The following is an 18,546-nucleotide window of genomic DNA, read 5'->3' on the forward strand; positions in this document are numbered from 1 at the left end:
TTGTCGGTCAAGTATAGGTATGATACCATTAAGATATAATTTTTGTATTTCTTATGGACTCATGCATGCGCAATAGAGTCATTTCATTTTGAAGCACGTTCGTGTCTAATCACCTAACAGGTGGCATTATGCCTTTCTTGTTATCGTGATGGACTCAGAACGTGCTTTTTTGTTGTGCGCTATGAGATTCAATCACAACCCATAACTATTCAATAAGGAGGCGCTTTGATTCATGATTCACCTGAATAAATATTCTGTAAATGATAAAGCCAAGAACCGCGAAGAAATAGTCCCGCTCCTGAAGAATCATATTATTTTCTTTAGTGGTGGAAGAGCAAGTTTAGCTGCTGCCGATTTTGTGATAAAGAAGTATCCAGAGGATAACATTCTCCTTTACTTTACGGACACACTCTGGGAAAACCATGATACCTATCGATTTATAGATGAGGTGTCTGATAAATTGCAGCTCCCACTTCTCATCCATTGTGCAGGGCTCACTCCCATCCAACTCATGTTTGAAAAGAAGCTTGTATATAACAACATGATTGGAGACTGCTCTAAGCTTCTTAAGATGCGAGTAGCATCAGACTACTTGAAGAAGGGGATTAAGCCTGGAATAGAACAATGGCGTAATCCTCAGTATCTCAAACAAAACAACTTTATTGAGAACGCTACTCTCTACTTTGGTATTGGATTTGAAGAAATGCATCGAGAGAAGGCGATCGTAAAAAATTGGCTTCCTTTTAGCGTGAATATGCCGCTCATCGAAAACTTCATACGACCAGATGATGTTTTGAAACAGTATGATATCCGGGAACCTGAACTTTATAAACTCGGTTTCTCCCATAACAACTGTAATGGTCGCTGCATAAAAGCAGGTCAAGGACACTATCGTCACTTGAAGAAAACCATGCCTGACACCTTTAAAAAGCTGCTTGAAGAGGAATTCCATCTATCTATGTGTGTATCAGCTTATCGATATATCATAGATGATCAAGTTCCGGAAGAGGATCAGATTCCTCAACATGTGCAAGAAAAACTGCTTCAAGAATTAGATGACGCTTATCGCGATTACTTTTATGGAAGAGCTGATAAACCAAATTTATTTATCCATCCAGCTGCAAGTGCCCAGTCAGAATATATGAAGATCCGGAAGTATAGTTTTATGAAGAAAAAAAGTAAAACACCGGTAGAATTCGAATATCAAACTGAATCAGAAGAGTACGATACTGATCTTATTCCTGATTTACTTTTTGAAGAGAATGAAGACACCACACAACATACAACAAAGGGATTGCGATTTCCTAGCGAGCCCTACACACTTCGTGACTTTAACCGAGATGAGAAAGCCAAACCAGAACAAATCGATCTTTTTGATATCGGAGGTTGTGGTTGTTTCGTTGAATTTGATGAGCAGGAGAATAATATGTCCTGCAACACTACATTTGGAGGTTGATGATCATGCTAACACGCATAACTTACAATAATTTCGGTACAGTTGAGCATATGTTTTTTTCCGAATCAGAATCCGATGCACATACTTTATGGTGTAACATCTGGGGTGGGAGTTCAGTTAATATAATCAGTGTAGGCGAGGCAGTTGACACAGATGATTTCGGTGGTTTCATACATTCATAAAGTGGTTGGGTATTTAATGCAGCTGCTTCTGATATAATGCTAATAAGAACATCTCAGGAAGGAATAAGTGCCATGTTTGAAAAAATTGATGCCCTTCGTTCAGAGGTCGATCAGAGGCGTCCACTAAGTGCGGATCTTATGAAGATAGTTGCTCAGAAGTTCCGTGAAGAATGGACGTATCACACCAATGCAATTGAGGGTAATACTTTCTCGTACCAAGAAACTGCCTTCTTCCTTAGAGAAGGCCTAACTGTTAAAGGAAAGTCACTAAGAGAACATCTCGAAATTATAAATCATGCTGAAGCGATTGATTATTTACAGGAAGTCATAACGACTCGGGATCTTACAGAGCGTCTAATTAAAGATTTTCATGCGCTCCTTTTCCAAGGAGTTCGGGATATTGACTTCGCACCAGGGGAGTATAAGAAACATGATAATCATGTACTAACCATTTCCGGAAAAATCCATCATTACACACCAGCTATCCAGGTACCTATTGAAATGGAACAACTTATGCTGTGGTATGAGTCGAACAAGACGATTATCCATCCCATACAAATCGCCGCAACGTTCCATCATAAACTAGTAGCCATTCATCCGTTTACAGATGGAAACGCAAGAGTTAGTAGGCTGGCCATGAACTTTATTTTAATGAAGAATGGATTCCCTCCGGCCATAATTCGTAACGAAAATCGAGAAGACTACTATGCTGCGCTCGAAAAGGCTGACAATGGTGATCTTAGCCTCATCATTGATTTAGTAGCAGCAGAGGTGAAAAATAATCTCGACCTGATGCTATCCGCACTGTGACCATTATCTAAGAGATACTGCGCTCCCATTATAAAAGAGAAGAGAATCCGTAGTTTAATTACATACGGCTTCTCTTCTCTTTTTCTATAACCAAAATTGGAGGTAAAAGAACGTGCAAATGACATTTGACTATAATCAAGATCTAAAAGTTAAAAACCCGCCAACAAAACAAGAAAAACAGAAACTCAATAAATCAATTTCCTTATTTACTCAACCTGTACTTTCATTCGGAGAGAATGAAGAAGAGAATGGGGAGTACGGACCGTGGATTATAACAAACAAGTGCGATCGTGATATGCTGCGTCTTGCCGATTGTCATTATTCCCGTGCTCGTAAGTCTATTGGAAGCAGTCAATTTACGAGACCAGGAAAAAATTTGGTCTTACGTACGGAAATAGGAGATGCCGGCTGGGTTTCTTGGTATTCAAAGAAGCGGGATGATCATTTCAAAGATGTTATTGAATGTACTTTTTTTAGAAATGAATCACGTTACCTCTCCTCTGATTTAGTAAAATGGGCTGTTTATGCCAGTGTTCAAAGGTGGGGGATACCTTCAGAAGGCTTTATCACATTTGTAAAGGACGACGCTATACAATCTACGAACCCTGGATCCAATTATATTCACGCTGGATTTAAAAAAGTGGGGCGTACCAAAGTTAGAAATCTCACAATACTGCAGCTTTTACCTAATCAAATCGAGGAGTCTCTTCACGATATCCGTCTTATACATCAATTATTCAGTGTTAGACAACTTATCCATGTTGCTTTGACTGATGGTGAATTAGAGGAAGCTATTAATATTTATCGTTTGGCGAAAACAATTGAAGCAGGTCTACGTGAACAGAAGAGTGATATCGCTAGACGTAAACTTCATAAGTGGGATAGTTTTGTCCCTAATGAGGAACCTATGGATTTTTTACATCATATGTTTACAGATAACTGGATCCCCGAAGAAATGTTATGTCTATTTGAAGATGAAAACAATTCCGAGGAGTGGTAAATATTGACTATAATAATCAGAAGTGAGGCAATTAACTTATGAATAAACAAATCAACGAACTGTTATACCTTAGTAAAATCTCTTATGATGATAAGGCAAGTCTATACCAGGTTATTACTACTTTAAGTAAAACAGTCCTTTACGAATTTAAAGTTGCAACAGGGGAGGATGATCCCGAAGAAATCGCAAACGTCTTAATCGCCGAAGACTGGTTTGAAATCAAAAATGATGATATGAAGGAATGTAGTCTTAATTATTCTTACGATGAGAAGGGGAAATATTACATCATAGAAGACAATGGAAATACCTCCGAAACCCGCTCCTGGGTGGAGGCACTCTATGCATACGAACAATTAGTTAATAATTAATGTGAAAAGGATTGGATCGTAAAGATTCAATCCTTTTTTAATCTTGTCGCAAAGAGGTAACTCGTATCAAATAATGTGAGATTTATCATTCTCGATAAAACACCCTCTATAATACGATTTTTACAAGCCGAGCACTGGCTATGTTAATGAGATGAGGGATGAAGGTGAAATTGAGAAAGTCTTCAATGGTCATTATTGCAGTACTTTTGATTGTTACTTCTTGTGTAATAATGTTAGCTCTAATAAACAGGTCATCGGAGCTAGAAGGGTTACCAAACTACACTGATGATAAACAGAAAATTAATGTTGATGGATTCAAATATGAGAATCAACCTCATATAGGAGATCCCAATGCGAAAATTAAAGTGATCGAATTTGCTGATTTTAAATGTCCTGCCTGTAAGAAGTGGAGTGCCGAAAACTTCGAGAAATTCAAATCCGAATTTATAGATACCGGTAAAGTCGAGTTTTTTTATATGAACTATGCCTTTATTGATCGTGACTCCTATTTAGCTGCTGCTGCTGGAGAGGCTATCTACCAGCAAAACAACGAAAAGTTTTGGGAATTCTATGAATTACTTTATCAAAACCAAGGCAATGAATCTGAAATTTGGGCCACACCTTCATTTCTGATTAAGCTCGTCAAAGAGAATATCACTAACATTGACTTAGAGCAGTTTGAATACGATGTGAGGAATCATGTTTATTTACATGATGTAAAAGTGGATTATAAAACTGGAGGGTATTATGGAGTGAATGGAACCCCCTCTTTTTTTGTTAACGGTAAAATCCTTCGAAGCTCTTCGTACGAAGACTTGAGAAAGGCAATTTTAAGTGAATCAGAATAATATGGTTTTCGAAATGATACGTTTCAAAATTGCACTCTAGATAAACTCAGTTGCTCATTTATCAAAAGGGTATCTACAGAATTTCAAACAATAATGAATATGGATCTAAGCACCCCATTATTGGGGTGTTTTTTTATAAGTGCGGTTTGTTTCTCGAAAATGAGTAGAACATCTAATATTAGATTGTAAGGTAAATACAAGGAAACCACATGGAATTTCCATCTGATCAACCCAAGAAAGAGGGAGACTCAAGGTATCGGTACCTTGCCAGTAATATTAATATCCTTTAGGAGGATTGATTAAGTATGAAAGATATCATGGAATACCTGAACGCAGGATACCCTGCACTTTGGATACAGGACTGGGAAGAAGATCGAGTCTGTAAAGAATTAAAGAGACTTGCATCTATCGGAAAAAAACAAGGTGCTCATTCAAAACCTCTTCATTATTTTGAATGGAGTTGTACCAAAGGGTTAGTAGATATGGAAACCGAAAAACCCATACCGAATACTACGGACCCCTCAGATGCCTTAAGATATGTTGTTGGCGATAAAGCATCCAACTTCTCTATCTATGCTTTTAAGAACTTTCACCCTTACATAGAAAACCCTAATACAAAAAATATAATTATTCAGTTAATAAAAGATCTGATTCCCATAGGGAAACTTGATGAGCGGCACCTTATTTTTGTTAGTTCTTTAGTTAATATCCCAAGTGAACTATCAAAAGATATTACGCATATTCAGTTTGATCTTCCCGATGCAAAAATGCTCGATAATGTCCTTTACGATATTCTTTCTTCTATAGCTAAAGGGAGAATAAATTATCCCGATAACAACAACCCGGAATACATGAAAAAGCTCATTCAAGAGGAAATCAATAAAATGGAATTTACAGAGGAAGATCGCTATCGAGTTGTCCAGGCAGCTATGGGACTAACCTGTAGTGAGGCAGAGAATGCATTTGCATTAACATGGATCAGGCACAAATCCTTCACAACAGATGATGCTGTTACTTCAGTACAAAAAATCAAGACTCAATTCATTAACAGTTCTGGGATTTTGGAGTACATCCCACCAAAGTTCTCTCTTAATGATATTGGTGGATTGGATGAGTTAAAAAAATGGCTGGTACTGTATCAAAAAGCATTTACAAAAGAAGCGCTGGACTTCGGGCTTTCTATTCCAAAAGGACTTGTGTGTACTGGTCCACCCGGAACTGGAAAATCGGCTGCCGCACAGGCAGCATCAGCAGCATGGAAAATCCCGCTTCTACGCTTTGATATTGGAGCTATCTTTTCAAGTCTCTTAGGAGAAACAGAACAAAAGTTACGCTCAGTACTTCGCACTGCAGAAGCTTTATCGCCATGTATTCTCCAGATAGACGAGATTGAAAAACAACTCAGTGGAATTTCTACAGGAGGAAATGGAGATGGGGGTACAACTACTCGGGTAGGAGCGACTCTACTTACATGGATGCAGGAGAAAACAAAGCCCGTCTTTGTTTTTGGTACAGCTAATGATATATCCAAAATAGACTCTGCGCTTATTCGGAAAGGTCGTTTTAATGAAATCTTTTTTGTTGATTTACCTATGGATGAAGAGAGGGCAGAGATCTTTTCAATACATATTCGTAAGCGAGGACGCGATCCTAAATCCTTTAATCTGAACCAATTAGTGGGGAGTAGCGAGGGTTTTGGAGGAGCTGAGATCGAAAGCGCTGTCGAATCGGCTCTTTGGACAGCTTTTAATGATAATCAGCGGGAGCTAACAACTGATGACATCATGCAAGCTTTAGAACATACCGTACCGGTGTCCATTACAAAAAAAGAAACGATTGATACTATTCGTGAGTGGTCAATAGGACGCGCAAGAAATGCGAGTTCATCGGTGAAAGTCATTGATATGAAAAAACTAACTGATCGTTACAAGAGTGAAAAGACGCGGAAAATTTCATTCTAATAGATCTATTTATGTCATCCACACTAAAGTTAATGAGGAGGATATTATATGTCATTTGTGGGAACGAGTTCTACATTTATTCGTGATGAAGAGTCATTACTAGAAGCTTGCAAGTTGTTAAACCTGACGCTAAAGAAAAACGCGAGGGCACGCGTTCATTTAGGATCTGTTAAGGCAGATTACGTTATTAAGCTTGATGGTCCATTTGATGTTGGTCTTGTAAAAGACGGCGAGAACTATTCAATAAAAGCAGACTGGTGGAACGGTCATGTCGCCAAGGTAATTGGGGAAAACGGTTCTAAGTTGCTTCAAGCCTATTCAGCAGCAGCTACTGTAAAAGTAGCAAAAGCCCAAGGAAAGCAAATTGAAATGCAACGGATTGAAAACGGCGATATTAAATTAATTTTGAGAGCAGGTGCATAACTAATGGCCGATCAACGTGTAGAGGTCATATGTCACGCGGATGGTACTATTACGATCGAAGCTTTCGATTATGGAGGCGATTCCTGTGATCAAGCAACAAAAGAAATTGAGCAAATCTTGGGATTTGAAGGATTAGTGAAAGTTAGAAAACCTGAGTTTCTCCATGTTGATGTTCAATCTCAACAATTAAAAACAAATGTAACAGGAGGATAACGGATGCGAATTCACTCTTTTACACCAAGCACGCTTGTGAACGGTCCTGGAAATCGTGCAATGATTCACTTTCAAGGATGTACATTGAATTGTCCCGGCTGCTTTAATGCTTTTACCCATTCGATGACAGGAGGGATGGATTTGAGCGTTGAAGATCTCCTAAAGCTCATACCACCAGAAATTGAGGGTGTGACTATTAGTGGGGGTGAGCCCTTTCTTCAATCCCGCTCCCTACTTCAATTGGTGGAAGCTATTCGTCAGAAGAATAAATCTATAGTTGTTTTTAGCGGATTTTATCGTCATGAAATCTCCAATATGAAGTATGGCCCTGACATACTTAGTCACATTGATGTATTAATTGATGGACGATTTGAACGAGAAGATATTTCTGAATCGGGAATACGTGGTTCCAATAATCAAACCATTCACTTGATAACCGACCGTTATACTATAGATCAATTTCAAGAAAGAAACGTGGAAGTAACAATTGATTCTAAAGGTGCTATGTCCATGACTGGTTTTCCATCAGAAAAACTTCGTGCGGACATGCGTTTCATGGGGGTATAATAATGACTCCTTTTATATTTGGGGAAAGGAGTGAGCGGAAAAAGTATGTTTGGCCAATTAGTTAGAGGTATTTTTATAACTTCTCTTTGCTTGCTGCTCATTTCTTTTGCTCCAAAATTTATTGAATTGATACCAGAACAGACTTCTGATGTCGATTCATCGTTAGATCTAACTCCTTTGGAGAAAGAAAATGCAGCAAAAGGTTCTAGCGGAAAGGAAGAATCTTCAGAACAGTTTTCTGATTCGATTTATCAATTAAAAAACTTGTTGATGTTATTTATTAAAATAGTTAGATTTATATTAATCATAACTTTATTAGTATTACTATTATTATTTTCCTTCAGTATCATTAGTGGTGAAGGTTATTGGGGAACTCGATCAGAACGTTCCCTTCGAGAAGAAAGAGATGTTCAATCACAAGACCAGGCACCATCCGTAGCTGATGCTTTAGAAAACATAATTGCTAATGCTACACCCGATGCTCTCATAAGTTCATCTACTGATAGCCATATACCCATTGATTTGTCCAAGTCTTTTTCTGGAGCTGAAGTCACTGGTTCTCGAATAATTCGTGAGTCCTCAGAAGAGGAACATCCAAAAACGAACGATGAAAAACCTAGTGGTGAAATACGACGAATAATACACTCATAAATCCACAAACACACGAAATGCTAAAAAAACTTAAAACAAACATCTGAGTATATAAGCATATTTGAAAAAGGAGCGATCAATTATCGAAACGGAAATTCTTCCTGGTTCACAGGCATTTTATGAAAATGAGTTGAGAAATGGTAGTGAATCGACTGATAGAATGTATTATTTATTAAGTAAGCATCTTATTAACTCGGATATGAATATAGTAGATATTCTCATTTGTTTGGAAAATCTTATTCATGCATATGAAAGTGTTAGAATAGAGGCGTCGTAGTATTATCCATCGACCTTTAAGATATGCTACTAATGCTGAAAATACTATTAAAGTAACAGTATAGTTAGAGCAAACCCCGCTTCTCATAAACAATAGAGAAGTGGGGTTTGTTCATTCTTATGGACAATCTTCAAAAAATTTGAAGAGTTAAATATGTTGCTCAGAATCACTTATGTAATAAGCAAGTGCTTGTTTTGCATAGTGGTGATAAACATCTTCATCTTCTAGAGGTTTTAAGTTCAATAAGTGGCGTTCGTTCGAGCAAGTAACAATTTTATCTAGGATACTTTTCATCATAATTGAAGTTGCTTCATCAGTTTCGTACACTTTTTCGTTAATACATTTTTCGTAAAAGAAAATGATTTTACCGATCTGTTGGTTTAACTCTGTTATGGATGTTTCTTTATTATCGGGATCTTCAGGAGCATAGAATATACCGCAATCAGCGTAATTCTCTTCAATTGCTTTTATAATATACCCTGAGACACTACTCACATCTTTTGTTTTCATTCGTTCAAACACGTAGAGAATGTTCTCTCTAATGCGTTTTTCACCATGATTCTTAACAAGTGCTTTCGATTGTTTTTGGTTTATATCAAACCGGCTTAGAAGTTCATAAATAGGCTGATTGTTAATATATTCAGCGTCATTAAGATTTTCTCGTACTTCTTTAGCATTACGGAAGATATGGAACGTAATACTGACGACCCGCTGACCATTCTTAGTTTCCTCTATTTCAAATCTTATGTCGGTTTTCTCAGCTAATTCTTCTTGTGCTGTCAACAGAACGCGACTTTTAAGATGTGAGTATCTTTCATACAAACCTGGTTCAATTTCTAATTTTTCTTTGAGTTCAGCAATCGATTTAAACTTACGTTTACCAAAATAGAGGTACTGCTTTAATAACATGTAAAGCTTAAGTGAATGATTGCTACGAAGATATAAAACATTCCAAAGCTTAAATTTAGTGAAATTCTGCTTCAACTGCAAAAGGTAGGGTTGTAATTGGGAAGAAAACTCTAATTCTATTATCCCTTTACCATGATAATAACGTGCAGACGCAAGCCAGTTTGCTTCAAGAGTCGAGTTCATTTGTGGTTCATCTATCACAACTTCTTTACTACGAAGTTTAGTAACAATGTCACGTACTCTTTTATAAAAGTTTCTGTCATTAATGTCGAGTCTCTCGGCAATTTCTTTCACTTTAAAAAAATGCGTTTTGAAATTTTTGTCTTCAGGATGGATACGAGAGGCTAAAATATATATTAACCTGCGTTCATATAGTGTGAGGTTGGTTTTAGCTTCGATTAGAGCATTAGATTCTGAAACGATATAGTGATGTGAAATTGGATCTGGTTCAAAATTCATCTCCAATTGTTCCTCGTTCATCGAGATCACCAACTTTTATTTTATTTCCATCTAGTAGAGATCATATCGGATATTTAATCGAAGTTCCACTCACTTTTGTGTGGCCGGTTTTTTTGACATAAATTGTTCTCTATAGAGAATGTTTTAATACAAAAATCTAAAGTTAATCGATCAATCAAGAAATAACAAGCGTTTATTTTATCCGGCCACACGAAGCAGAGTAGTATTTGGATCTATTTTGCTATAGATCCTTTTAATATAGCGGCCACACAAAGCAGAGTTCGTATTATATGCATCGTCAAAAGAGGCCACACGAAGCAGACTCTATCATCATTTAATATAAGCTCTGATATAGAGGTGGGCTTTTTAAGGTTATTACAGGCCACACGAAGCAGATAGATGCTGTCCTGTAGATAATGTATAGGACTTGAAATAATCTATTTTCAACAATTATCTATATGTATTCAGTTAAAATTATCCGTTTTGTGTGGCCAGTGAAAATAAGCATTATCGGTCATTATCGAAAAAGGTAATTAATTTTTGAATTTAAACATAGTAGTAAAGAGTATATTCATTTTATAGGAAATATTGAGGTAGATAATTCAGCTGATAATAAAGAGCTTATTTTATAACTATATTTTCTTTTATATTTTTTATTATTTGTTCTTTATTTGTTTACCTGTTTAGAAGATGGATTTAGCCAAGTCTAGCAAGAGAAGATGGGTTCAAGCGGCCACATCAAGCAGACTCAAATATCACATATAACAGACAGACCGGCCACACATAAGTGAGGATAGCGGCCACATTAAGCAGACTTGCCGGCCACATTAAGCAGTATATAGAGGCCACACGTAACGGAGTTTATTCTCGTTTACCTTTGATCATTAAAGTTTTTTGTCAGAAAGTGTGTGGATAAGTGGGTATTTATTCTGCTTTGTGTGGCCTCTCATTACTTTACGGCTCACTATGTTCTTTTCCACGTGGCCTCTAAACGTTTAATTATCGCTCATCGATTCCGCGTTTTGGATTTTGTCTGCTTGACGTGGCCTCTAATAAAACAATATAAGCATCTTCATTCTCAACCTTGGTTATAAGGCTTTCTAGTTATCTTGCCCTGCAGTTTGTTTGTTGGATAGTCTGCTCGGTGTGGCCAGCTATCAGGCCCAAAGCGATAATGCTAGAATAATACTGAAATTGTGTATATCTTGATAATTATGTCTGTGTTTTGTGGCCGGTAGTGTTGCTTCTGTACGAGAGTCAAAAAGTCTCTCATATTGAAAGAGCCTTTTTGAAACACGCGATAAGAAGCCATAAAACATAATCTCCTAATCATTTGAATCGGCAAATTGAATATCAAATCAATGAAATTCACCCTGTTTTAGCTAATAGATTTTTTAACCACACTTTTTTTCATATTTGTTAAACGATCAAGTTTCTTTTTCTCTTCAATATCCATCAGATCCCAGAACCCAGGGACTGTTTCTAAATCATATTTATAGACTGCTTCAATCATCTTAAGATTTACTTCTTGTTTTAAATCATTCCTATCTTGGTTAGAGGTTTGCCACAATGACTTTTGGATCTTCGGCGTATATTTTTGTATTATTGTCTCCATCGCAGTTGCATCTTTTTCCTGAGCTTTTTTAATTAAGGAGATTAACGATTCCATAGCCTCTACACCTCTCCATTAGTTAAATAGGATTTTAATTTGTTTAATGCTTTTGTTCTTGTTTTCGAGATAGCTTGCTGTGAGACGCCTTTGTTTTTTGCAATTTCAGTGTCTGACTTATTGAAAACATAAGCATCTAATAGAACCTTTTTTTCAGTTTCAGTTAGTTTTAAGATGGCTTTATGAAGAGGTAAGCTGCTAATGATACTTTCAAATGAAGAAACCTGTGACTCTTCCATATATTGATCTTCTGTTCCTATGTAGGGGAAAGGGCTATTGGGGTCGTTTTCGGGAAACAAAATCGACCGTTTTTTTTCTTTCCTTCGTTTTTTATCAAAATCAATCGATGTAAAGTGGATTAGAGAGGACATATATGCTGTAAAACGGAGTTCAAGAAAATACTTCTTGAAAGCCTCATCTACATTTTTTTTATTTGTATATGTTGGTTCGTGAAGGTAGTTAATTAGCAATTCCATGTGGATTTGATTTTTCAGGAATTCAAGTAATATAGGTTGATTGGATAAGTTTCGTTTCAACTGGTTATATATTTTAGAATTCATAAGCGCCCCCCATGCTAGCTCCATATTTATACATATAAAGAGGTCTTATAACATCATTTAACAACCTATTTTCAAAAAAATAAGATCATATGTTCTTATTTTATCAGTTAATTATTGGATTTTGAACCTAAAATGTGCCGTATCTCAAAAAAAGTTTTTATAACTACAGCGTGCTTTTAAGGGTGTTAATTACTCGATAACTCAAATATGAAATAAAAAAAGACTACCTACGAAATCATTTCATAGATAGTCTTTTTTTATTTCTACTCAATACATTGTTCTGGATGAAATCCACAATTGCATATGCTAACACCAATTTCATCAAAGCAATCCGATTCAATTTTTTTAATATGGCGAGCATATATCTCACAAAGTTCTTGATAAAAGATTACATCTTCATGGTGTGTTGTTGTGACAATTTTTTTACTGAGCCGCAAGAGTTGGATTTTTAAATCATAGTGCCTTGATCTCCACTCACTTAGTTGATCCAACGGGATCACCTCCATTCAGATCTTATCCTTAAAAGTGAAGCAGCACTTAATAAAAACAACCTTCTAAGCACCTAATTTTACATAATAATTAACTTCTCCAGGTCAGGGAATCGTAATGAATTGCATTAGACTTGAATTTCATTTGGTGGTATGATTTTGTATATAGTTAAAAACAAACAATATTGCCATTCGAAACCATTTTGAGCATCAAAGTACTGCACGAGAGGATGATATGTGTTGAGATCATTGGACTCACGTAGAATTTCTATACTTACATTTGTAGTACCTGTCATTTTATTCATATTAGAAGTTTTATTTGTACGAGAAGGACATTGGTTTCGTTTTTTTGGACTATTGTCTACAATAGTCATTCCACCAATTGGAGTAGTATTGTCAATTCGATCGTATGGAAAATCGGATTCTCGAATTGATCTTGTTTTGATTACGTGCAATGTTCTAGCATTTTTATCATATTTCATCTACACATTTTTAGGTTATCTAATTTTCGGTCCATAACACATTGATTAAATTTTTGATGTTTGATTAAACCAAAAGAAAGCTGCCGAATATTCGGCAGCTTATCCTTTTTATTTTACTTCATGTTAGACACAATATCCCGCAATTTGAGCTAGAATAAATGTTGTTCTAACAATATTGGCAGCCCAGCCAGACATGCCTCTCGTACAATCAAGCAAGTCGTAATCGCATTGGCAGCTGGAATAACCATTAATAGCATAACAATTGTCATGATACATGCAACATTTATCAAGAGCGTCTACGGGTGCTCCTGGACCACTACATCCTGGACCACACCAGTTACCATGTGGCCAACAGTTATCTTGTGCAGACACTTCATCCTGTTCAACAACTTCCTCGTCAACACTAAGTTCCTTCGACAGTTTTACTACTCCGTCTTTGACTTCGTATTGTTTTTCAAGGTTATTTTGTACATGAACACCAATCACTTGTTCATAACCCTCGTTGGTATTAAGGACGTCAAATTTACTGTACCAGATCTGATATCCCTCTCCAAGGGAGACTTCCACCGTTACTCCGGAGTAAATATTTGCCATGACCTGATAAGCCCTTGAAATCTTCAGTTCTGCTTCTGTCAAGAGCCCTTGTTCAGCGAGAAATTTCTTGATCTTGATAAACTTCTCATTGTCATTCAGTTTGCTTAATAGAAACTCCTTTTCTAATACACCTAATTCACGTTGTTCAGATTTAACTTCCATTTATTATTCCTCCTCGGTAGATATAGTGATTAAATCCTGCAGGTATTTAATCCAAGGATATTTGCTGCTCTCCTTGTACTTTATAAAGAGATAGAGTTTGGATTATAAACAACCTCTTTTGAATTATTAATTTTCTATAATGATTCCAGAGTTAACTTTAAAATGTTTTCATAAATTGAAAATTGATGCTCAAACGTGATAATATGAATATATTATTCTTACGTTTTAGGTTCTGGCATGCGCCTCATGAACTCATAGTGAAAAGCACTTCTCGGAGTGAAAGCTGAAACAATTTTTAGATTGTTTACTTTCTGTTCTTGCGAGAGGTGCTTTTTTGTTCTGATCATAACCCCAAATTGTTTTAGAAAGTAAAGGGGAATTAATAGAGTGCTAGAACAGATGGGTTAAAGGCAGGATGAATGTAAACGTTATACTCAAATGAAAAGGGGTACATGGAATGGAAGGAATGGTTTCTCAAAAAGGCCTATACTCAGGAATCGAATTACTAGAGCCGCAAGATTATCTAATGGTCAGTGAGTTTGTTGATTTTTTATTAAGCAAACGTGGTTATGCCGGTTATTTAACAGTAGTAAATTTTTTAATGAACGCAACTAATCAGCATCTAGAAGAACTTCGAGATCAGTTATTAGATAATGGGTCTCCTGTATTTAACTCTGTGATTGAACAACTAAATAAGATTCTGATGAAAAGAACCAATAAATAAATTCTGCAGAGGGGGGGAAATATGATTTTGAAGGATCGTAATGGTAGAGTTATTGGATTAGGAGCTACAGCCCGACCCACCGAAGGGATCTGGGCAAACAAAGAGGGCTTGATAACTGAAATTAATGAGAGTATTGGTAATATTACATTAGAATTTGAGAACGGTGAGATCGGTGTATATTTTAATCATAATATTGTAATGTGCTGAGAATAATCACTAAACTAAATATGATGAACTTTCATTGATTTAGGGAATAACAACGGGGTGGTGTGGCATTGATCTTTATTATCTTACTAGCTTGTCTTATCGTTATCTTGCAATTCTATAGAAGAAAATATTTAGAGGGCATGCTCAATTTGTGTTTCTATGGAAGCATTTATTTGATTTTTTTGGGTATAAATACTGAAAAAAATATGATCACTAATATGGGCTTCTTTATTTTACTTCTTTCAACAATGGGATTGGCAATCTATGCATTTTTAAACTTAAGAAAACGATTAAAGCGACAACCACAATAATAAAAGCCCGAATCCGAGGATCCGAGCTTTTGTAGTCCATTGCGGACTTTGATATATACCTTTCGGCAGGCGCTCATTGCGAGCTTGAATAATTACATTTTACCTTTATGTAGTAACTTCGTCAAGAGCACTTATGCTATTTTTGTCCTGCAGCAGCAGTGCGTTGAAGGCTTAGTAACTCATGAATCCCTATTTCAACAGTTTCTTCCCTGGAAGGATCACCCGAAAATAAACCCTTCAGATAGCCTTTCCTTTGAGTAGTATTCATTCCTCGAATCTTAACAAGCTCAATGACTGTCCAATTTGAATCATCGGCAGCTTTACACAAGAGCTGATCATCTACGAGAACATGTTGAACAGGGCGGTTTAGTAGGTATCTGTAAACCGATAATTTTGTCGTAGGGAAACGAAAACCAATGGATGAATCTAGAACATCTCTTAAAAGTGGTTCTTTGAGATGATACTTACGAAAGATATCATTCAACTTTTGAAGCTGGATGCTATCAAGACATAAGGGAACCCTTTTTCCTTGATCCGTTTTCTTCGTCAAAATATGGACACTTCTACGAGATATACTCTGTGGTTGATTCACTTTGGCGATACTGTCTTTCTCTTCTCCAGGAGGGTTCAAAGCGTCGATAACCCCCAGGCTAAATGGCGCTGCTTTTCCCGATCTATCTTTACTAGTTAGCGGGATTACAATAATATGCTCACTTTTACGGTCAGCAGCCCATATAACTGCAAAATGTCTCTTATCCAGAGTACTCCCTTGACCCACAAAATCGCAATCAATTACTTGGCCTTTTGTTAATACTGGCTTGTATTCTTTCGTGTTCATATCTTGTGTAAGAGATCGAAGTTCAATGTTGACAATACGATGGAATCTCCCAACAAGCATGGTTTTAAGTGGTTCAGTAATCGCGTGAATTCTTCTTTTTAGACTCTCTATACTCAATCACACCTTATTCATTTATTACTTATATTATATCACCTTACGGGAATTCACGTTCGTATAGTCATAAAAAACTCTTTAGAAAAGTCTGTACAATTCAATGTTAGTTGCAGTTTAATGATTGTTACTGTTCATATGTCTCTTGCAAAAAAAAAGGGAAGCATGTTACTATGTATTAAATATTACTTTATTGGTGGTTCTGGCACGCGCCGAAGAACCTTTAAGATTAGCGTTTCTCCGAGAGTATGTTCAACCTATTTTAGGTTGAATTCGCATTAACTGCGAACATGTTCTGGGAGAAGCGCTTTTTTGCGTTTCTATCACAACCCAAAATCATTAAAAAGGAGTGTTTAGTAGCATGCACCGACCATTAGTGGCTGTCCCAATTACTGGACAATTTAAGCCAAACATCCTCATCCAATGTATCTATCTAGCTTTATGTAGGATGTCATTTGTAGCGAATAAAGTAATAAATAGATAAGGTTTGCAAGAATTTATAGGAATTTGAGGAGGCTTCAACTTATGAGTGAGAACATGATGAACAAGATTTCAGCTGGATCTATTATCGTTACTAAAGATAAATGTCGATACCTTGTAGTAACTTCAGAGGTGAAGGATTCTGTGAGGATGGGCCCTTTTCTGAACTACAAGCTTATCAATATTGGATCCTGGACACTAAGTGAACCAAGCTTTTCATGTCCAAGCCGGCTTATTGAATGGATCAGCACGAAACATAAGAGCTCTATTGTATCAGTGATCCCAGAAAATGAACTATTGCCAGCTATACCTTGGTCGCATAATAACGATTATGTAACTGAACAGGGCCCATTTGTTGTCGTTTCTGAAGTTGATGAGAAATATGAATTTCTTTGCAATAGTATCGGTGATTTTACAAATAACTTTGAGGATGCGCTTTTATTTTATACGAAAGAAGAAGTTCCTCTCAACAGAGCGGGAGAAAGCATTCGTAGATTTGCTGACTTTCTTCCGATACGAAAAGTTAGCATCCAATCTAATAATTACTGCTTCAATTTCGAAACGAACGCAGACGAAGCAGTATTAGAATCAATTATGGAGTATCTGACCTGTAAGGTTATTGGTTATTCCGATGATGACATTGTTCCCGAACTTCAACAGAGGGGATATTATGCAAAAGTGATTTCAGAAATACTCATAAAACCAGATCAAATACTATCGTCAGATTGGTAATAAGTTTGATGATAGTGGAGTTTGTTCATTAATATTATATAAGGAGAGTACATATGTTTATAGCATCCTATAAAGGCCATCATTGTTGTGTAAGAGAGCATATTGAAAGTTCAACTCCTGAAGAAGCAGCTATGATTATTGCACTGAAAGCATATAATCTCAATCAACCTAGTCTAGTAACTGGACTTTTTCGAGGTATCAAAGTCAGACCCCTTGGCAGTAAGAAAAAATCAGCAGTTTATACGGTTGGAGTGAACTCCGCTGGGCAACAAAAGGTTCTTCCAACATAGTAAAATAGACAAAACAAAAAGAGACCGGATCTTCTTCCGGTCTCTTTTTTTAAATTTTAATAGATATTTTTTCTTCATAGATCTGTGTAACATCTTCTATTGAAATCGATTTTTCGAAGCAGTATTTTGCAATTTGAGTAAAGCTAAAATTGTGAGCAATCGTGACGTTAGATGTAATTATCTGAAGCATGTTAAAATCCTGACTTCGAACCATAAACTTTTCACCCATGAATACTACTAATGTTCTAATGTGATAGGCTTCATGAATGTCCGTTTTGGGTACTCTCTTTGTGTAAACCCCAACATCATATTTATGAGGAACAAAACCATGTTGAGTAGACTGCTTATCATAACATAATAAATTTGCCCAATCCCTGCCTTTTTTCCCTAGACAGTATTCAATACCTTTATAAACTGCATATTTTCCTTCACGTACCATGTATACCAGCCTTTCAATTATCTAAGAAGTATGTAAATAAAAATGACCACGTTTAAAAAAAATTAGCGATACAACATAACTTGAACAAAAAACACCACTGAATAAGCCTAATTGGCTACTCAGTGGTGCTTCCACATTGAAGGTATAGTTTAATTTCTTTTAATATGATTTAATATCGGAACTAATTATACTTTGATCGTATCGATTTCTAGACGAGCAGTCAATCAACCTAAATAATAAGAAATGAGCCATTGATAGTCACAACTAGACAAGACCTTATATTGTTGTATCGAAACGAGTATGCTAATATTATCTCTATAAGTACTCAAATTAAA

22 protein-coding genes are annotated in these 18,546 nt (G+C 36.4%); 14 read left to right on the plus strand and 8 right to left on the minus strand.

The window, feature by feature from the left end; genetic code table 11:
- The first annotated feature begins 232 nt into the window (after nucleotides 1–232).
- The 10 genes from PGL02S_RS19860 (at nucleotide 233) to PGL02S_RS19905 (ending at nucleotide 8,479) form a co-directional block, all read left to right on the plus strand.
- Nucleotides 233–1,456, plus strand: a complete 1,224-nt coding sequence (locus tag PGL02S_RS19860; RefSeq protein WP_063477527.1) for a phosphoadenosine phosphosulfate reductase domain-containing protein — start codon at nucleotides 233–235, stop codon at nucleotides 1,454–1,456.
- 254 nt (nucleotides 1,457–1,710) lie between these two features.
- Nucleotides 1,711–2,448 (plus strand): Fic family protein, encoded by a 738-nt coding sequence (locus tag PGL02S_RS19865; protein ID WP_063477526.1) that lies wholly within the window; start codon nucleotides 1,711–1,713, stop codon nucleotides 2,446–2,448.
- A 112-nt stretch (nucleotides 2,449–2,560) separates the two neighbouring features.
- Nucleotides 2,561–3,448 (plus strand): hypothetical protein, encoded by an 888-nt coding sequence (locus PGL02S_RS19870; RefSeq protein WP_063477525.1) that lies wholly within the window; start codon nucleotides 2,561–2,563, stop codon nucleotides 3,446–3,448.
- 38 nt (nucleotides 3,449–3,486) lie between these two features.
- Entirely contained in the window at nucleotides 3,487–3,816 is a 330-nt protein-coding gene (locus PGL02S_RS19875) for a hypothetical protein (protein WP_063477524.1), read from the plus strand.
- Between the two features lie 164 nt (nucleotides 3,817–3,980).
- Nucleotides 3,981–4,664 (plus strand): thioredoxin domain-containing protein, encoded by a 684-nt coding sequence (locus PGL02S_RS19880; protein ID WP_231887926.1) that lies wholly within the window; start codon nucleotides 3,981–3,983, stop codon nucleotides 4,662–4,664.
- 305 nt (nucleotides 4,665–4,969) lie between these two features.
- Complete coding sequence (locus PGL02S_RS19885; protein WP_063477522.1) at nucleotides 4,970–6,625, plus strand: AAA family ATPase; 1,656 nt, start codon at nucleotides 4,970–4,972, stop codon at nucleotides 6,623–6,625.
- Between the two features lie 48 nt (nucleotides 6,626–6,673).
- Nucleotides 6,674–7,048, plus strand: coding sequence for a DUF1257 domain-containing protein (locus PGL02S_RS19890; RefSeq protein WP_063477521.1), 375 nt, complete (start codon nucleotides 6,674–6,676; stop codon nucleotides 7,046–7,048).
- 3 nt (nucleotides 7,049–7,051) lie between these two features.
- Complete coding sequence (locus PGL02S_RS19895) at nucleotides 7,052–7,261, plus strand: DUF2997 domain-containing protein (RefSeq protein WP_063477520.1); 210 nt, start codon at nucleotides 7,052–7,054, stop codon at nucleotides 7,259–7,261.
- Nucleotides 7,262–7,264: 3 nt separating this feature from the next.
- Entirely contained in the window at nucleotides 7,265–7,828 is a 564-nt protein-coding gene (locus PGL02S_RS19900; RefSeq protein WP_063477519.1) for a 4Fe-4S single cluster domain-containing protein, read from the plus strand.
- Nucleotides 7,829–7,858: 30 nt separating this feature from the next.
- Nucleotides 7,859–8,479: a hypothetical protein gene (locus tag PGL02S_RS19905; RefSeq protein ID WP_127502918.1), complete on the plus strand. Its 621-nt coding sequence runs from the start codon at nucleotides 7,859–7,861 to the stop codon at nucleotides 8,477–8,479.
- A gap of 424 nt (nucleotides 8,480–8,903) precedes the next feature.
- Here the strand turns inward: PGL02S_RS19905 and PGL02S_RS19910 are convergent, their stop codons facing one another.
- The 6 genes from PGL02S_RS19910 to PGL02S_RS19930 form a co-directional block, all read right to left on the minus strand.
- Nucleotides 8,904–10,145, minus strand: coding sequence for a replication initiation protein (locus PGL02S_RS19910; protein WP_063477517.1), 1,242 nt, complete (start codon nucleotides 10,143–10,145; stop codon nucleotides 8,904–8,906).
- A gap of 1,357 nt (nucleotides 10,146–11,502) precedes the next feature.
- On the minus strand, nucleotides 11,503–11,793 hold the full coding sequence (locus PGL02S_RS19915) for a helix-turn-helix domain-containing protein (RefSeq protein WP_063477516.1): 291 nt from the start codon (nucleotides 11,791–11,793) through the stop codon (nucleotides 11,503–11,505).
- Nucleotides 11,794–11,798: 5 nt separating this feature from the next.
- On the minus strand, nucleotides 11,799–12,353 hold the full coding sequence (locus PGL02S_RS19920) for a sigma-70 family RNA polymerase sigma factor (RefSeq protein WP_063477515.1): 555 nt from the start codon (nucleotides 12,351–12,353) through the stop codon (nucleotides 11,799–11,801).
- Nucleotides 12,354–12,616: 263 nt separating this feature from the next.
- Nucleotides 12,617–12,844, minus strand: coding sequence for a hypothetical protein (locus tag PGL02S_RS19925; protein ID WP_127502920.1), 228 nt, complete (start codon nucleotides 12,842–12,844; stop codon nucleotides 12,617–12,619).
- Nucleotides 12,845–12,969: 125 nt separating this feature from the next.
- On the minus strand, nucleotides 12,970–13,323 hold the full coding sequence (locus PGL02S_RS28300; RefSeq protein WP_164762882.1) for a hypothetical protein: 354 nt from the start codon (nucleotides 13,321–13,323) through the stop codon (nucleotides 12,970–12,972).
- A 123-nt stretch (nucleotides 13,324–13,446) separates the two neighbouring features.
- Nucleotides 13,447–14,079 carry a hypothetical protein gene (locus tag PGL02S_RS19930; RefSeq protein ID WP_063477513.1) on the minus strand — a complete coding sequence of 211 codons (633 nt, stop codon included), beginning with the start codon at nucleotides 14,077–14,079 and terminating at the stop codon, nucleotides 13,447–13,449.
- A gap of 457 nt (nucleotides 14,080–14,536) precedes the next feature.
- Between PGL02S_RS19930 and PGL02S_RS19935 the strand changes: the two genes are divergently transcribed.
- Together PGL02S_RS19935 and PGL02S_RS19940 are read left to right on the plus strand one after the other, a co-directional pair.
- Entirely contained in the window at nucleotides 14,537–14,803 is a 267-nt protein-coding gene (locus PGL02S_RS19935; protein WP_063477512.1) for a hypothetical protein, read from the plus strand.
- Nucleotides 14,804–14,824: 21 nt separating this feature from the next.
- Entirely contained in the window at nucleotides 14,825–15,010 is a 186-nt protein-coding gene (locus PGL02S_RS19940) for a hypothetical protein (protein ID WP_063477511.1), read from the plus strand.
- Nucleotides 15,011–15,457: 447 nt separating this feature from the next.
- On the opposite strand, the gene PGL02S_RS19945 is transcribed toward PGL02S_RS19940, so the two are convergent.
- A complete protein-coding gene (locus PGL02S_RS19945) occupies nucleotides 15,458–16,276 on the minus strand; it encodes a type II toxin-antitoxin system PemK/MazF family toxin (RefSeq protein WP_127502923.1) in 819 nt (272 codons plus the stop codon).
- A 519-nt stretch (nucleotides 16,277–16,795) separates the two neighbouring features.
- Between PGL02S_RS19945 and PGL02S_RS19950 the strand changes: the two genes are divergently transcribed.
- Entirely contained in the window at nucleotides 16,796–17,482 is a 687-nt protein-coding gene (locus PGL02S_RS19950; RefSeq protein ID WP_063477507.1) for a hypothetical protein, read from the plus strand.
- 53 nt (nucleotides 17,483–17,535) lie between these two features.
- Nucleotides 17,536–17,772, plus strand: a complete 237-nt coding sequence (locus PGL02S_RS19955) for a hypothetical protein (RefSeq protein ID WP_063477506.1) — start codon at nucleotides 17,536–17,538, stop codon at nucleotides 17,770–17,772.
- 49 nt (nucleotides 17,773–17,821) lie between these two features.
- On the opposite strand, the gene PGL02S_RS19960 is transcribed toward PGL02S_RS19955, so the two are convergent.
- Entirely contained in the window at nucleotides 17,822–18,211 is a 390-nt protein-coding gene (locus tag PGL02S_RS19960) for a hypothetical protein (protein WP_063477505.1), read from the minus strand.
- Nucleotides 18,212–18,546: the final 335 nt, after the last annotated feature.

It is taken from the genome of Paenibacillus glucanolyticus NBRC 15330 (genome assembly GCF_004000885.1).
Classification (GTDB): domain Bacteria; phylum Bacillota; class Bacilli; order Paenibacillales; family Paenibacillaceae; genus Paenibacillus_AQ; species Paenibacillus_AQ glucanolyticus.

Coding starts and splice junctions, on each gene's coding strand:
- PGL02S_RS19860 (WP_063477527.1), top strand. CDS start 233: ATGATTCACCTGAATAAATATTCTGTAAATGATAAAGCCAAGAACCGC.
- PGL02S_RS19865 (WP_063477526.1), top strand. CDS start 1,711: ATGTTTGAAAAAATTGATGCCCTTCGTTCAGAGGTCGATCAGAGGCGT.
- PGL02S_RS19875 (WP_063477524.1), top strand. CDS start 3,487: ATGAATAAACAAATCAACGAACTGTTATACCTTAGTAAAATCTCTTAT.
- PGL02S_RS19885 (WP_063477522.1), top strand. CDS start 4,970: ATGAAAGATATCATGGAATACCTGAACGCAGGATACCCTGCACTTTGG.
- PGL02S_RS19890 (WP_063477521.1), top strand. CDS start 6,674: ATGTCATTTGTGGGAACGAGTTCTACATTTATTCGTGATGAAGAGTCA.
- PGL02S_RS19895 (WP_063477520.1), top strand. CDS start 7,052: ATGGCCGATCAACGTGTAGAGGTCATATGTCACGCGGATGGTACTATT.
- PGL02S_RS19900 (WP_063477519.1), top strand. CDS start 7,265: ATGCGAATTCACTCTTTTACACCAAGCACGCTTGTGAACGGTCCTGGA.
- PGL02S_RS19910 (WP_063477517.1), bottom strand. CDS start 10,145: ATGAACGAGGAACAATTGGAGATGAATTTTGAACCAGATCCAATTTCA.
- PGL02S_RS19915 (WP_063477516.1), bottom strand. CDS start 11,793: ATGGAATCGTTAATCTCCTTAATTAAAAAAGCTCAGGAAAAAGATGCA.
- PGL02S_RS19920 (WP_063477515.1), bottom strand. CDS start 12,353: ATGAATTCTAAAATATATAACCAGTTGAAACGAAACTTATCCAATCAA.
- PGL02S_RS28300 (WP_164762882.1), bottom strand. CDS start 13,323: ATGAAATATGATAAAAATGCTAGAACATTGCACGTAATCAAAACAAGA.
- PGL02S_RS19930 (WP_063477513.1), bottom strand. CDS start 14,079: ATGGAAGTTAAATCTGAACAACGTGAATTAGGTGTATTAGAAAAGGAG.
- PGL02S_RS19935 (WP_063477512.1), top strand. CDS start 14,537: ATGGAAGGAATGGTTTCTCAAAAAGGCCTATACTCAGGAATCGAATTA.
- PGL02S_RS19940 (WP_063477511.1), top strand. CDS start 14,825: ATGATTTTGAAGGATCGTAATGGTAGAGTTATTGGATTAGGAGCTACA.
- PGL02S_RS19950 (WP_063477507.1), top strand. CDS start 16,796: ATGAGTGAGAACATGATGAACAAGATTTCAGCTGGATCTATTATCGTT.
- PGL02S_RS19955 (WP_063477506.1), top strand. CDS start 17,536: ATGTTTATAGCATCCTATAAAGGCCATCATTGTTGTGTAAGAGAGCAT.
- PGL02S_RS19960 (WP_063477505.1), bottom strand. CDS start 18,211: ATGGTACGTGAAGGAAAATATGCAGTTTATAAAGGTATTGAATACTGT.